Below are 16,027 nucleotides of genomic sequence, written 5' to 3'. Positions count from 1 at the left end.
CCTAGGATTTGATCTTAACCTTGTATTTCTTTCTTTATAACTGAAATTGCAAATCCTCCACCAGCAGCCATAGGTATTACCAAAGTTTTGCCTTTAATTAGATCCCCTTCTGAAATTTCATATTCTTGTGGATTATCTTTCCAATGTGCTTCACTTCCATCTTTATAAACGATTGTTTTATAAGTTGCTCCTTCCTCTAAAAAGTCGAAAGTTAAGGTTACAGTTCGTGCTTCTTCGTTCGTTATTCCTCCGACAAACCAATTCCCAGTTTCACGTTCTTTCCTTGCAATGGTTACAAAATCACCTACTTCTCCATTCAGTACTTTTGTTTTCTCCCAATTCACCCCAACATCGCTAATAAATTGAAACATTGGGTGTATTTTTCCATCTTTCATATAATGTTCAGGAAGATCACATGCCATTTGAATCGGACTGTTAATTACAACATATAGCGCCAACTGATGTGCTAGCGTGGTATTTACTTGATTGCTTTTTCTATACTCATCAAACTTGATATTGAACACTCCTGGCGTAAAATCAATAGGACCACTTAGCATTCTCGTAAAAGCTACGGTTGGTAAATGACTCGGAGGATTTCCTCCATCACTGGCCCAAGCATTGAACTCTTGCCCTCTTAATCCTTCTCTTGCTATGGCATTCGGATACGTTCTTCTTTTCCCCGTTCCTTTAATGGGTTCATGTGCATTTACCGCTATTTTTTTCTTTGCAGCTTCCTCCAATACTTTGTGGTAGTGATTTACCATCCATTGTCCATGATGATATTCTCCTTTCGGGAAAATGGTTCCTACATATCCAGTTTTTACTGAATTTATTCCATGTTTTTTCATGAAATTGTAGGCAACTTCCATTTGCTTTTCATAGGTTCTTGGAGCTGAAGATGTTTCATGATGCATGATGATTTCTACACCTTTTTCCTTTGCATATTTCATTACCTCATCAAAATTATAATCAGGGTATGGAGTCATAAAATCAAAAATACCTTCACGGTTTCCACTTAACCATTGACTCCATCCAGTATTCCATCCTTCAACCAACATTCCTTTGATATTATTTTCAGAAGCAAAGTCAATTAACTGCTTAGCGTTTTCAGTTGTGGCTCCGTGACTTTTAGAACTAGCATTCCCTTCAACATAAGTTGTCATATCCTGACTCGCTTCATAATCCCATGTTGACTTACCAATATGCATTTCCCACCAAATACCAACGTATTTCATAGGGGTGAAATAACTCACATCACCAATAGCATTTGGATCATTCAAATTAACAATCAAATTCGATTCAATTAAATCACCAGCTCTTTCCGCTATCTGAATAGTACGCCAAGGAGTTTTAAAAGGCAACGTTATTTTCGCTTTCGCTTCTAAGTTTTTTGACCCTACCAACTCACTAACAAAAGCTGTATTTTCTTTATCTACTTTTAAAGTCATTCCTGAATAATCAGTTAAATCGGCTTCATGAAAACTTACATAAAGTCCATCATCCGTTTTTAACGTTACAGGAGTATTCACTGCGTTTTCTGGAATATAGGTCGCACTTAAATTTGGATGATCCCTTTTTGACAAAGCATCAATCTCTGAAAATTTAGATTTTGTATACAAGTGTTCGTAAATATCCCAATCTCCAGGAATCCACCAAGCAGTATGATCCCCTGTTAAATTAAACTCTGTGTTCTCATCAGTAATTACAAGTTCCTTCACACTTCCTTGCTCTGGAAATTCGTATCGAAAACCTATACCATCATTATAAACTCTAAAATTTACAACCAACTGTCTTTTTGCTTCTGATTGCTCTTCCAAAACAACTTTAAGCTCGTTGTAGTTATTTCGAACAACCAATTGTTCTCCCCAAGGCATTTGCCAAGTTTCATCAACTTTGGTAATATCAGCCTTCGATATTTGAAAGTTAGATTGTAAGGGGTTCTGTGTTTTGAATTCGAAGCCCATACCTGAAGAGTCTATCACTGTTTTATTTTTAAGTGATACCGTATAATAAGGCTCGCCTTTCTCGTTTACATCGAAGCTTACTTCAATATTGTTATCTGGTGATTTTATTTTAAGCACTTCTTCTTTTTTATTGCATGAGGCCATCAAAAGAAGGCATGCAAAATAGAGATAATAAAGTTTCATAATTTCAAATGTTAGTTAATTTTCGATTGGCATGTACACTTCTGTTTTCCAACGTAAAGCATCACCTCCATAATTTGGGTTATTATGAAAAACCTCAATAGGTTTTCTAGTAATAGCTTCGCCATTTCTGGTAGCATAATCGAGAAGTTTGTACCAAGCTCTATCGGATGTTATATAGTTTCCGTTGTAAATAACTTTTAAAGCATTTACACTTTTGTTTATTTTATATTTTACCTCAGGATGTTCTGGTAAAGAATCACTTTTTATAATGGGAAACCCAAAATTGAAGTAAATACTATCCTGTTCAATATCCCAATGTTCAATCTCTACGAAGGGAAGTCCATTATAATTGACCTTGTTTTTATTGAGAAAGCCACTTAGAAATGTATAATATCTCATCATCCCTAAAGCTTTTTCGTGTTGTTTTGCCTTTATGTTAATATATGCACAGTAGTACTCCTTAGTTTGAGTTTCTTCAACCTCAGACACTTTAATTTCAGATAAATGCTTTCTTAAAACTTTGAAAAAGTCATTTACTGTATTCGTCGCTCTTTTTTCTATAGCTGTATTTTTAAAAGGTATTACGACTTTATTCTGAAAACTATTATTGTCATCCTTAACATACACTTTTACTTTTGATACAGAATCATTCATTGATTCAATATTCCAATCGAATGTAAAGAGAGAGTCTTTCACCTTTATTTCCTGCAACAAGTGATCTAATTCAATTTGCTTGAGAGATGTTGTCTCCTTAAGAGTTTCATTCCAAGATTTTAACGATTGGTTAATGGTTCCAGCAGTAGTTTTTACTTTGAACGTAACCAAATAGTCATAAGGTTTGATAAATAAATACCAAAGTAATCCCGCTATTAGAAGCATTGCTATAAGTCCCCAAATTTTCTTCACAAGCTCGATTTTGATTTAAATACTGGTTTCATTTTAAACTCATCTATTCTTTCAAAAGGAAGAATCCCCTCGGTTCTCTGTTAGTTTATCATCTTAATGTTTTCTACCACTAAATCTCCTACCTTTCTTCCTTGCCCTACACCAACCTCAACAGCTGCACGATAGTGGATTCCTCCATACATTCTGCTAATGGCCGCTTCATCTGCCGCAGCTTTAAATGAAGGAAAAGATCTAACTGGTAATCCGTAAGGAGTCTCTGTATCGTCTTTGAAGTCGAAATTATCTCCAAAAATTGATGTTAGTACTGTTGAAGCAGCTCCCGAAACTACTGAATGTCCACTCGTGTATTCTGGAAAAGGAGGTGTTTGTAAAATAGGTTTCCATTCATCATTAAAGTACTTGTTGATTAAGGTTTCGGGTCTTACCAAATTACTTCTGTACTTTTCATCCCAGCAACTGATAAAAGCATCTGCGATTGCTATTGATGTTTTAGTGTACGCATAAATTGTTTTATTGAAATCCGATTCACTCTTCTTAGTTGCAATCTTAACAATCCCAATCCAATGGGCACCTGGAGTAATCTTTTTTACAGCGAACATTAAATGCCCTCTGGTTACAGAAACATAAGGATTGCAATCCCAAAACTGAGCTATTTCAATTTTTTCAGAAGTGTCTCCCTCTTTATCCAACTGCAAACTGATATCATAGACTTCCTTGAGTTCCTTATAAAAATCCGAATCTTTATCCATTGAGAAAGCAGGTGGTGGAATAGGTTTGAATTGCGCTGCTGAATCCAACACAAATGTTCTAATTTTATTCCAATGAGGTTCCAAACCATCCATATATGAAGGAGGTGTTGGCTGCCATCTGCTCTCAATATCAGAATCTACGGTATACTTAGACATAGTTCTTGTTTGAGCATAGTTATCTTTATTCATCCAATTGGCAATAAAACCAGCAACTTCCAATCCATATTCCTTGGCTTCCTCAAACTCTTTTTCGTTTTTAGTTTTCCATACGGTATACAAACTATCACGGTACTCTTCCATTTTCTGTTCAGAAAATATAAGCTGTTTACTCAAATCGATATGAGCAATTAAAGCAGCCAATGGATAATTTACTTTCTTTTTAGGTTTAGGAATTGCTCCGAAATGCTTTATTTGCCCATTTAATGAGTTATAAGCACTATCGTTTTGAGCTATGATTTCATAAGCTGCAATATTTGGATACGCAAAAACTCTACTAGCTACTGGTGGCGAGAAAATATCATGAACCATAATTTCAACAACCTTGTCTACTGATTGATGAAAATTATCTGTTGTTACCTGAATGGGTTCTGTATTCTTTTTACAAGCGTAACTGAATACAAGAAATGGTATTACGAATAATAATTTGTAATGTTTTCGAATCATTTTATTTGGTTAATTTATACACTTGTGCCCTATCATTATTTATGGTTGCTAATAAATACGGCACTTTGTTTAATGATATTATTTGTAAGTTTTTCACTGCTTTTCTACTAAAATCTAGCCCAAGATTGTTTCCTAAAACAATCTTGTTTTCATCGTAAATTATTGCTCCTGGAAACGAATCAAACCTTCCATGAAATGGGCTTACTCCGAAGTAATTCCCTCCTAGTAATACTTCATTTTTTCCATTTTGATCAAAATCATATTCTAAAAATGAGGAAATCGGAGATACTTGTAATTCGCTTTGAAAAGGTACGAATACAAAAGAACCTCCCTCATTTTTAAGGTATCCTGAAGCCAAGGTATGTACTTCCAAAATATCAGCTTTCTTTAAAACTGATCTCTCAAAAAGATCTTCAATAGGTTTTCCCGCAAAACTCTTATAGGTTGTAAATTTCTTTCGTAAGCTAACAATTTGACTCGCTAATTCATCTAAGCCTAACAATGGGTAATACTCGCCGTCTTTATAGTTACAGACAATTGTTTCCGTACTTCCATTTTTATCAAAATCAGAATAATACATTCGTAGCGGATGCTCCGTTGAAGCCCTAAACTTTGAGTTTGTCCCCCAATTACCCAACAGGTAATCGGTATCACCATCATTATCAATATCGAAAGGAGCTATCTGTTGCCATAAGCCTTTTAACGCTGTCAACTTTTTTTCTTCTTGAAAACTTCCATTTACATTTTTAAAGAACTTAGGATTCATCCATTCTCCAACCACAATTAAATCCATATTCCCATCTGAATCAAAATCATCCCAAATGGCATCGGTAATCATCCCAGCATTTTGAAAAGGTTGGTTTTCTAACAATGCAAACTGTCCATTTGTATTTTTTAGAATATATGAATTTGGCATCGCTCCAAAATCATTGGAAACAGAATTACTTCCGATAAAAAGATCCATATCTCCATCTTTATCATAATCGCAAGGTTCAATTACTGAGGCGTTCTCAAAGAACTCAGGAAAACTCTGTTTGGTAAAACCGTTTTCGGTTTGCTGATAATAGCTATCCAATAATGGTTTCATTTTCTTGAAAAAATCACCACCACCAGTACCTAAAATCATGTCTTCCTTTTTATCATTATTGAAATCCGAAATAACGGCAACAACATCTTCTTTTTTCAGATCTTCTGTTAAAGAAGTCATTTGTTCTTCAACAAAACAAGTATCCTTCTGAACATATATTTTTCCAGCTTTGAACTTAGATCCTCCGAAATAAATATCTTTTTTACCATCATTATTTAAATCTCCGATAGCTGTTGCAGGGCCACGGTCAGAAACTTGATAAGGAATTAATTTTTGGCGAGTAAAATCAACATAATTATCTTCTTCATGTTTAAAGTCTATCCCTAAATTATTTTCCACTTTTTTAAACAAAGCGGTTTCGTTAGCTTTTATTGAATCAACTTTTACTGAAATCGTATTTTCAGGACTTATTTCTAATCGTTGATTTACCGAAACATTTTTCAAGACCTGATACGTTTTGTTAGGCCAAACGATTTTAAGTGAATCAATTTTTTGCTCTTGCCCATATCCAAAGTGAACTACAGGCTCTGAAGATGCTTGAAAACCTCTTACTGTATACAACTCTTTGAATTGTAATTTTCCTTTTGAATACGAATACACTTTTGTTCCAATTCCAAAAGGATTGGGTTTAGTATACTTAAAACTTACTTGCAAATAATTCGCCTTTTCATTGGTTTGATTTACATAAATAGCCACCTCTTCATTTAGATTACTTACTACTAAATCAAGATCACCATCATTATCTAAATCACCCATGGCTGTAGCACCCGAAACCGACTTTTGGTTAGGAATCCAAACTCGCGATTTATCCTCGAATTTCAAGTCTTTTGCCCCTTTAAAGATGTAATTTTCAACCACACCTGATGGCATCATCTCTAAAGCCTCTTTATCGACTAACTTGGTATTATCTATCTTACTTTGAATCTGATCGCTTGAGACAAATTTTATATAATCAAGATCATTAGGGCGTTTTGGAATTCCGTTCGATATGAATAAATCTTGCTCCCCATCTTGATCATAATCTGCAAACAAACTACTCCAACTCCAATCCGTTGCAGACACACCACTTAACAAAGCTGTTTCTAAATATGGACTATTACCTTGGTTAACATAGAGCATGTTTCGTGTAAATTGATAATGATATCCGAAGTTATTGATCCGCATTTTTTGAACCTGTACGTTATCATCACCTTCCGAAGTTTTCAGTACCGTTTCATCTTCTGGTAACATATCCAAAGAAATAATATCTGGATAACCATCATGGTTGATATCAGCAACATCATTCCCCATTGAAAAACGAGATGTGTGACCGAAATACTCTTTTAGCCTTTCAGTAAACGTTCCATCTCCATTATTTAAATAGTAATAATCGTCTTCATGAAAATCGTTTCCTACATAGATATCAGGGTAACCATCTTGATTAAAGTCTGAAATAGTAACTCCTAAACCATAACCATTGATTCCTCCATAAATCCCAGCTTCTTTGCTTACATCTGTGAATGTTCCTCCATCGTTTCGCAGTAATTTATCACCTGTTTGATAATTTCTTTTGTTTCTCAATTCAGCCTTTCCAAAAGATTCAGGAGTGTGAATTGCATGGTTCAGTAAATAAATATCCAAATCACCATCCAAATCATAATCAAGAAAAGCCGCAGAAGAACTATAAGAATCAAAGTCTAATTTATATTGCTTAGCACTTTCAGTGAATGTTTCATCTCCATTATTGATATACAACTCATTATACCCATAAAATCCATTTACTCCGACAACTGCACAAACATAAATATCAAGCAGTCCATCACCATTTACATCTCCCATTACCGCTCCTGTATTCCAAGAACTTTCGCCTGCAACCCCTGCTTTTTCCGTTATATCTTCAAAAGTTAAGTTTCCTTTATTGATAAACAGTTTGTTCTTCACTTGATTACCTGACAGAAAAACATCGAGCAAACCATCATTATTAATATCACCTAAGGCAACACCTCCTCCGTTGTAGAAGTATAGATACTCTAGAATGTTAACCTCATCGGTTTCTGTTAAGGTGTTTACAAAAGTTAATCCAGTATCTTTGGAAGATGGTGTTTTAAACAATAACTCTCCATCTTTTGCACATCCAAAGAATAGTAGCACAACTCCAAATATGATTACACTATACTTATTCATTAATAGAGAATATTTTTGGAGTATCATTATTAACAGCAGCAACGATAAAAGCTTTCCCATTTTTATCATTAATGGTTTTTAAATGCTTTACCTCATTTTTAATAACAAAACCGCTTTTATTATAATCTTGCCAAGAAAAACCAAGCTTACCATCCCCCAATAAAACACTTCCATAATTAGCGTCCAACCTTGAATATTGAGGCTTGAACTCAAAATTATTTCCAGCTGTTAAAATATCGATATTACCGTCATTGTTCAGGTCTTTACAAATGATGTCACATACACAAGAAAACTGAACATTGCTCGGCAACTTCTGAATACTGAATTTACCTCCTCCATCGTTAACTGCAATAACTGTTTCAGAAATGGACATTTTTTTCATGATGGATTTATCGAATATTTCCTTTGGGAATAATTGATCAATAGATTTACCAGCATATTCAGAAGCCTTTAAATTTTGCTTCTTAAGTGATACTAATTGAGCCGTTAACTCCTTTTTCATGTGAACGGGATAATCTTTCCCGTCTTTCTGTTTTGTCAAAATTTGTTCGATCGTTCCGTTATTGTCAAAATCATTAATCCATAGTTTTAACGGAGCATCTTCTGATGTTTTATGAAAGGTATTACTTCCCTGATTTCCGAAAACAAAATCTAAATCGCCATCGTTGTCTAAATCGACAGCTTCAAGTGCATTCCACATTCCGAACAAATCATCCAAAGACGTTTCTTGTTTGATTAAACGTCTTCCATTGTTCTTGAATATTTTAGGAGTATCCCACTCTGAAGTAGTTACTAAATCTTTTATTTTATCACCATCTGTATCTACCCAAATAGCGCTTGTTACCATCCCTGCATTTCGAACATCATAAGCCACTTTCTCGGTAACTTCTTCAAAAGTTCCATCACCATTATTCTCTAAAAATTGGTGGTTCGGATTTACACCGTAGGTACCAACAACGCTTCGTGCCCCTACAAATACATCCATATCTCCATCATTGTCAAAATCGGTCGGAGCAATTACAGAAATATTTCTTCTCAGAGAAGGCAATGGTTGTGTTGAACTAAAATTTCCTTTACCATCGTTTAGATATAATCGAACATTGTAATCTTTTGCTTGCCCAACTTCATTTCCACCTGATCCTATCATCAAATCCACAAAGCCATCACCGTTTGCATCGAAAAAACTCGCTGCAGTATCTTCAAAAAGCGCATCCGTTTCAAATACTTTTTGACTTGATTTCTTTGTTTTCCCTGCTCCAAGGTTTAGGTATAAAGTTCCTGCTTGCTTCTTTCCTCCACCAATATAGAAGTCTTCATTTCCGTCATTATTCACATCGCCAACCGCAAGTGCAGGTCCTTCTTGTGAAAGCATTTTATTAATCAATCCTTCATAATCGAAATCTGAATAATTATTTTCAACATGCTTTTCTAGCTTTGTATTCGTAACCTCTGTGATTAAGGTTTTTTCTTCTTTTTTGTTAAACAATTTTTGAACTTCAGTTGCATCAGTTTGCTTTAATGACAACGTAGTATTCACATCAAGATTTGTAAACAATTGTGTTTTATCATCTGGCCATATGACTCTTAAGGAATCAATCTTTTTTGCTTTTCCTAAACCAATCGTCATTGCGTAGTCCATTGAAGATTGAAAACCTCTTGAAGGAATTAGTTCTTGTAAATAAACTTTATCGTCATAGTACAACTTTACTGTACTTCCAATAGCGAATTTATTTACTGGTTTTCCTTCAAGTTTTAATTTTATATGATTGTTTTCGGTTAATACATCTGTATTATTCTTATAAACAAAAGTTTCCATGTTTACGTTGTTAACAATCAAATCAAGATCGCCATCGTTATCTAAATCTCCATAAGCAACTCCATTAGACATACTTGGAATTTCGAAGCCCCACTCTTTATTTGCATTCTTAAACGTTATATCTCCATTGTTTTTAAAAGCATAATTTGGCTGTGGCTTTACTGGCATTTTATTGATGATAGAATCTATGGCTTGTTTTCTACCTGTTAATGCCATTTTTTGAATGATTTCATTCGCGAAAAAATCAACGAAATCTAGATCCGTTAAATCGTGATTAATACCGTTGGTCACGAAGATATCTCTGTAACCATCGTTATCCATATCAAATAAAAGACCTGCCCAACTCCAATCTGTTTTTGCCACTCCACTGAAATAGGCTATTTCTGAGAACGTTTGATTTCCATTGTTTAATTGTAAAGTATTTTGAATGTATTGTTGCGAAAAATCTTTACTCTGTTTTAATTTAAAGACATTATAGTTTTCAAATTCCATTACGGATTTAATTCTCTGCTCCGCTTCTGGTAACATATCTGTAATAAATACGTCTGCATTTCCATCGTTATTAATATCTGCGATATCAACTCCCATGGCAGATAAACTTAAATGCGACATCCAATTTTTAATATCTTCTTTAAATGTTCCATCTTGATTGTTTAAATACAGATAATCCCTCTCATAAAAATCGTTAGAAACATAAATATCAGGATATAAATCGCCATTAATATCGGTAATCATAACGCCAAGACCGAAACCAATTAAGCTTCCATAAATGCCAGCTTCTTCGCTTACATCAACAAACTTGCCTCCATCATTTCGTAAAAGCATATCACCCACTCCTCTAAAAATATGCGGAACATTTTCCCAATCCTGTGCGCGTTTTTCTCGCTGTTCAGCATATCCCAAACTACTTACGGGAATATTGCTGTTATTTAAAATATAAGCATCTAAATCACCATCCTTATCATAGTCGAAAAAAGAAGCATGCGTAGAAAAACCTGTTTTCGCCAAATTGTATTCGGCTGCTTTTTCAGTAAAGGTTAGATCGCCATTGTTTATGTATAAATCATTATCGTGATTGTTTCCTTTTAAATTCCCAGCATTGCTTACATAGATATCCAGCAAACCATCTTGATTAATATCAACCATTACAACACCTGTAGACCAAGGCTTGTTTCCTTCAATACCAGCACTTGCTGAAATATCTTCAAATTGCCAATTTCCTTTATTCAAATAAAGTTTGTTGGCTACCATGTTTCCAGTTAAATAAATATCAGGAAGACCATCGTTATTAATATCACCAATAGCAACTCCTCCACCATTATAAAAGTTTCTGTACTTGAAAATGTTGAAGTCTTTTTGGTTTTTGACATTATTCATAAAATCTATTCCCGTCTTTTCAGATGGTAGTAGTGTAAATAATGTTTTGTTTTGTGTCTCATCCTTTTTTTCATTTTTACTACAGGAACATAGAAAAATGCATGCAACAATGGTTAAAGCGATTTTGTTTAGCATAAAAGTTTAGTCATTTATTTTTAAAAAGACAGGAGAATCATTATTCCTAGAAATCAAGAAATAATGGTCATCCTTAATTTTTATTTTATCAATATTTCGAGCATCTCCTTCCACATTAAATTTATGATTTAATTCTTCTTTAAAAAAGCCATTTTTATCATTCATTAAAATTACACCATGCAAAGCGTCAAGCTTACCCAACTGGGTATTAACATGATAATTATTCCCAACCAAGAATACATCTAAAAATCCGTCTTTATTGAAGTCTTGAACTTCAATAGCATTAACAGAAGAAATTTGAGCAAAGAATGGGAGCTTGTGTGCTTTAAAAGAATCTCCTTTATTTTCAAAATAGCAACTGGCTAATTCAAAAACTTGTTTTTTCTCTGCTTCTTTAATCTTAATTTTAGAAAACAAGTCATCAAAATTCGCCTCAGCGAAGTCTTTATAGTACAAGTACTTCTTATTTAAAAAAGGTAACTGAGAAGCCAATATATCTTTTGAAACAAGTACTGTTTCCTTCCCGTCATGATAATGAGTAATTACTGGATCTACTTTTTTGTTGTCATCAAAATCATTTCTGTAAAGAGTAATCGGTTCATTTATTGACGGTTTAAGCCTTGTATTCAAGCCCCAATTACCAGCAATTATATCTATATCCCCATCATTATCAAAGTCGGCTACTTTTACTGTATTCCACCAACCGTGAGATTTATCTAATCCATTTTGATTTTGAAGTGTTAGTTTTTTGCCATCATTTAAAAAGATACTCACAGGCATCCATTTCCCAACAACAACGGCATCTAAAAAAGAATCTTGGTTTATATCTACCCACTGAACTTCTTGAACATTTCCTATATTCTGAAACTGAGTACTCATTTCACTCGTAACATCTTGAAAATTACCTGAGCCATCATTCTTATAAATAAACTGTCTCGGCGTTTTCCCGAATTCCCAAGGAATAAGATTTGAAGTAAAACAAACGTCTTGATCTCCATCATTATCAATATCAATCGCTTGAACAGAAGAAGCATTCAACTCTAACTCTTTAAATTGATTTGTATCTTCCTTAAATACTCCCTGATTGTTAATGTATAAACGAGGTTGCAAAGGTTTGCCTTTTCTAAATTCGTTTCCTCCACTAACTACTAGTAAGTCTTTATATCCATCGTTATTTGCATTAAAAAAGATTGCTTTAACGTCTTCGCTTTTCGCATTCTTTTCAAAAATCGAATCTTGAGAGGAAGTAAAATTTCCATCTAAATTTTGAAGAAACATTTTGCTTGATTGTAGTTTTCCTCCACAGATAAAAATGTCATCCATTCCATCCTTATTGACATCTGCGATGGCTGCATCTGGTCCCAGATTGGTATTTGCAAAAGGAATCAAAGGATCTCTATTAAATTCAATAGATTGTGAGTCATTATGCTTGAACTCCAGTACTGAATCGCAACTAACTAAAAATGGTTTTTCAAGCTTTAAACTTTCAATCGAATCACTCTGAACTGCATCCTTTTCAAAGAATTTAATAGTTTGATTGGTTTTTATATTCTTAATTGTTTGAGAAAATCCATTCACCCAAATTACCTTCAGCGAATCAATTATTTTGTTTTCTCCCAATCCTAAATGAATTTTTGGTTCTGAAGCTGAAAGATATCCTTTGGTTGTATAGTTCTCCTCAGTAATTACTTTATCTCCGAGATAAGCTTTCACTTTTACTCCAATACCATAGGTGTTTTTTGAAGAACCCTTACATTCCACTCTAAGATAGTTATTACCTGATATCGACTTTGAGGTATTTTTAAACAAGTAGGCTTCTTCGTTTACATTATTAATCACCAAATCTAGATGACCATCGTTATCTAAATCCACTGCAACACCTCCATTACTAAAAGAACTTTTATGATTCACCCAATTATCCGTAACATTTTCAAACCTTCTATCTCCCTTGTTCTGATAAAAGTAATTCTTAACTTTCTTTTCAGGTATTTTTTTTGATAACTCAACATTCCTTTGAGAATTTTCAGTTGCTAATTGTTTTTGGATTTCATTATCAGAAATAAAGTTAATGAAGTCCATATCGTTTGTTGCTCCTAAAATACCATTGGTGATATATAAATCCTTAAAACCATCATTGTCAAAATCACTAACAATAGGACACCAAGACCATTCCGTCGCAGCAATACCGCTTAAGTAAGCAGTTTCGCTAAAAGTAGCATTCCCATTATTATAGTGTAATGTATTTTGCATAAACTGTGGAGTATACCCGTTTTTTAAATAATATTCATAGGTTTGGTATGGATATTCTAATCCGGAGGTTTTATATGTTTTTAAATCTTCTGGAAGCATGTCAAGAGAAATAATATCTAAAGCTTCATTATTGTCTAAATCTGCTAAAGCATTTCCCATAGAATAATGAGAAGTGTGTCCCAATTTGTTTTTGTTTTCGGAAATAACCTCTTTAAAAGTTTTATCGCGATTATTCAAGTAGAGATAATCATTCTCAAAAAAATCGTTCCCTACATAAATATCTGGGTAACCATCATTATTAATATCTCCTATCGAAACCCCAAGTCCGTATCCAATTTTACCTTGAAAAATTCCTGCGTTTGAAGATACATCAACATATTTACCGTCAATATTTTCGAAAAGCTTATCTCCAGAAATTTTATCTACTGATTTTCTAGAACTACCACGATTATAATTGCTATTTGGATATAAGGAATGATTCAATAAAAACATATCCAAATCTCCGTCTCCGTCGTAATCAAAAAACGCTGATTGTGTCGCTAAGGATTCAATATCTAAATTGTATAAAGAAGCTTCTTCTTTAAAAAAAGGAATACCATTTTCATCAATACCTTGATTTACGAATAATAAATTCCTTCCTTTGATTGAAAGGTGCTTTCCTAATTTACAAACATAAATATCAAGAAGACCATCGCTATTTATATCAACAGTAGTCACTCCAGTAGTCCAAGGAGCATCGTTATTTATGCCAGATCTTTCAGTTATATCTTTGAACCTAAAATCACCTAAGTTCAAGTAAAACTTATCTGAAAACTGATTACTTACAAAGTACAAATCTGCAAGTCCATCATTATTAAAATCGCCAGAAGCTACTCCTGCACCATTGTAGAAATAGAGATAATTTAAAATATTTAAATTCTTGCTATTTTCAATATTGTTTCGAAAATCAATATTTGTTTCGTTACTGGTTAAAGCAGTAAATAAAGTACTTTCTTTTTTACAAGAGAGTAGTAGTAAAAACAATAAACTAAACAGCAAAAAACTTTTCATAATTGGAAAATATATGAAGTTTTTCAACAAGTAAAATTTAAAATATTAAAGAGGGAGTACTCCCTCTTTAATATCATATTAATTATTCAAACAACTAATATCCAGGATTCTGAGTTAAGTTCGGATTTAAAATAATTTGTGATGCTGGAATTGGAAAAAGTTGGCGATCTGCATTCCCTACCGCACTAGGATCTTTAAACTCCCAATCTCTGGTATACTGGCCAAATCTGATCAAATCATTACGTCTCCAAAACTCCATATATAGTTCACGACCTCTTTCGTCTATTAAATCTTGTTCTGTAACACTTGCTATGGTAGCTGCTCCTCTCATAGTTCTTAGAGTATTAATCATTGCTGTTGGATCTCCTCCTGAACGCATCATTGCTTCTGCTTTCATTAAATAAGCATCGGCATATCTAAAAAATACTTCATGTTCAGTAAATCCACCATTTCTTGGGTTGTACTTCATCATTCTGATTCCAGAAACTTCGCTATTATCAACTAAACTAGACTGTCCAGTTGCAGTACTTGTAAATTCTCGAGTAAATGATAATGGATCTCCTGATCTATCCTTTAACGGTGTTCCATCTAGATCATATTGCTGACCAATTAAGAAACCAAAACCAACGTTTGACCCTTCAGTCATACTTCCATCACCACTTGGTGGGACACCTCCACGACGCTCTTCTTGATTATCGATAGCCATTCCTGATGCATCATAACGATTATTGTTAGCATCACCTTCAAATAAATCATAATACTCCGCAAGAGTACTAAATCCATTCCATCCTCCACCTCCGGCTGAAGTTGAATTATAATGTAATCCATTGAAAATTCTGTTACCCACACTTGTATTTATATACCAAATAGTTTCAGTATCAGGTGTGTCTTTAAAAATATCGAAATATCCAGACTGTAAAGCAAAACCTTGATTTGTAATTTCGTCAACTAACGAGCTTACTCTTGTCATATCAGCTGCATCAGCAGATCCAGACTTGGTATATATGTGTTTGTTTAAAAGAACTTTTGCTAATAAATATCTTGCTGCTGCTTTGGTTGCTCTTCCATTATCTCCACTAACAGTTGCATCAGGTAATCCAGTCATTGAAGCTTCTAAATCCGAAACAATAAAGTCTACCGCATCAGCACCTGTAAATACATCAGGATCTGCAATTGGATCTGCTTGTGTATCTCTATAAGGCACTTGACCAAAATTATCTAAAATAATAAACATCCCTAATGCTCTTAAAAATTGAGCATGCGCCTTTATTTCTGTAGAAGGTGAAGAACGATCATCGATCACCCTACTTCCTGACAATTGTAATTGATTCCATTGATTCCAAACATTCATTATATATGCATGATCTGGAGTCCAAGAATGTTGATGTAACTGTCTCCAAATACCATTATCCCCCCAGTCAGAACCTCTGGTTGGAATTAACAAGGCATCAGTTGTTACTTCACTTAAAGCAAAAGTGTTAGCTTGATCACCTATATAACCTCTTATCTGGTTATACATATCATTTACTCTAGCACTAGATTCATCCGCACTAAGACCATCAAAAGCCTCTCCTAGAATAGAATCAGTTTGCTCCACTTTCAAATCAGTACAACCAACAGCGAATATCAAAACAAGTGACATTAACGCCGTGGTGATTCTATTAAATATTTTATTTTCCATTTT

Annotated in this window: 7 protein-coding genes; all 7 read right to left on the bottom strand. The window is 34.0% G+C overall.

From position 1 onward, the window contains the following. Positions 1-14 precede the first annotated feature (14 nt). The 7 genes from ACKTTV_RS01295 to ACKTTV_RS01265 all read right to left on the bottom strand — a co-directional run bounded on the left by ACKTTV_RS01295 (position 15) and on the right by ACKTTV_RS01265 (position 16,024). Positions 15-2,147 (bottom strand): glycoside hydrolase family 97 protein, encoded by a 2,133-nt coding sequence (locus ACKTTV_RS01295; RefSeq protein ID WP_408028993.1) that lies wholly within the window; start codon positions 2,145-2,147, stop codon positions 15-17. Between the two features lie 15 nt (positions 2,148-2,162). Further along, on the bottom strand, positions 2,163-3,053 hold the full coding sequence (locus tag ACKTTV_RS01290) for an AraC family transcriptional regulator (RefSeq protein WP_408028992.1): 891 nt from the start codon (positions 3,051-3,053) through the stop codon (positions 2,163-2,165). Between the two features lie 80 nt (positions 3,054-3,133). Continuing rightward, positions 3,134-4,465 (bottom strand): vanadium-dependent haloperoxidase, encoded by a 1,332-nt coding sequence (locus ACKTTV_RS01285; RefSeq protein WP_408028991.1) that lies wholly within the window; start codon positions 4,463-4,465, stop codon positions 3,134-3,136. A gap of 1 nt (position 4,466) precedes the next feature. Beyond that, complete coding sequence (locus tag ACKTTV_RS01280) at positions 4,467-7,715, bottom strand: VCBS repeat-containing protein (protein ID WP_408028990.1); 3,249 nt, start codon at positions 7,713-7,715, stop codon at positions 4,467-4,469. Beyond that, positions 7,708-11,043, bottom strand: coding sequence for a VCBS repeat-containing protein (locus ACKTTV_RS01275; RefSeq protein WP_408028989.1), 3,336 nt, complete (start codon positions 11,041-11,043; stop codon positions 7,708-7,710). Before ACKTTV_RS01275 ends, ACKTTV_RS01280 begins: the two co-directional genes overlap by 8 nt. A 6-nt stretch (positions 11,044-11,049) precedes the next feature. Next, positions 11,050-14,343, bottom strand: coding sequence for a VCBS repeat-containing protein (locus ACKTTV_RS01270; RefSeq protein WP_408028988.1), 3,294 nt, complete (start codon positions 14,341-14,343; stop codon positions 11,050-11,052). Between the two features lie 94 nt (positions 14,344-14,437). After that, positions 14,438-16,024, bottom strand: coding sequence for a RagB/SusD family nutrient uptake outer membrane protein (locus ACKTTV_RS01265; RefSeq protein ID WP_408028987.1), 1,587 nt, complete (start codon positions 16,022-16,024; stop codon positions 14,438-14,440). Positions 16,025-16,027: the final 3 nt, after the last annotated feature.

It is taken from the genome of Tenacibaculum xiamenense, assembly GCF_964513065.1.
Lineage (GTDB): Bacteria > Bacteroidota > Bacteroidia > Flavobacteriales > Flavobacteriaceae > Polaribacter > Polaribacter xiamenense.
Note: the sequence above shows the minus strand (reverse complement) of the source record. Positions and strands in the feature narration are given on the sequence as shown.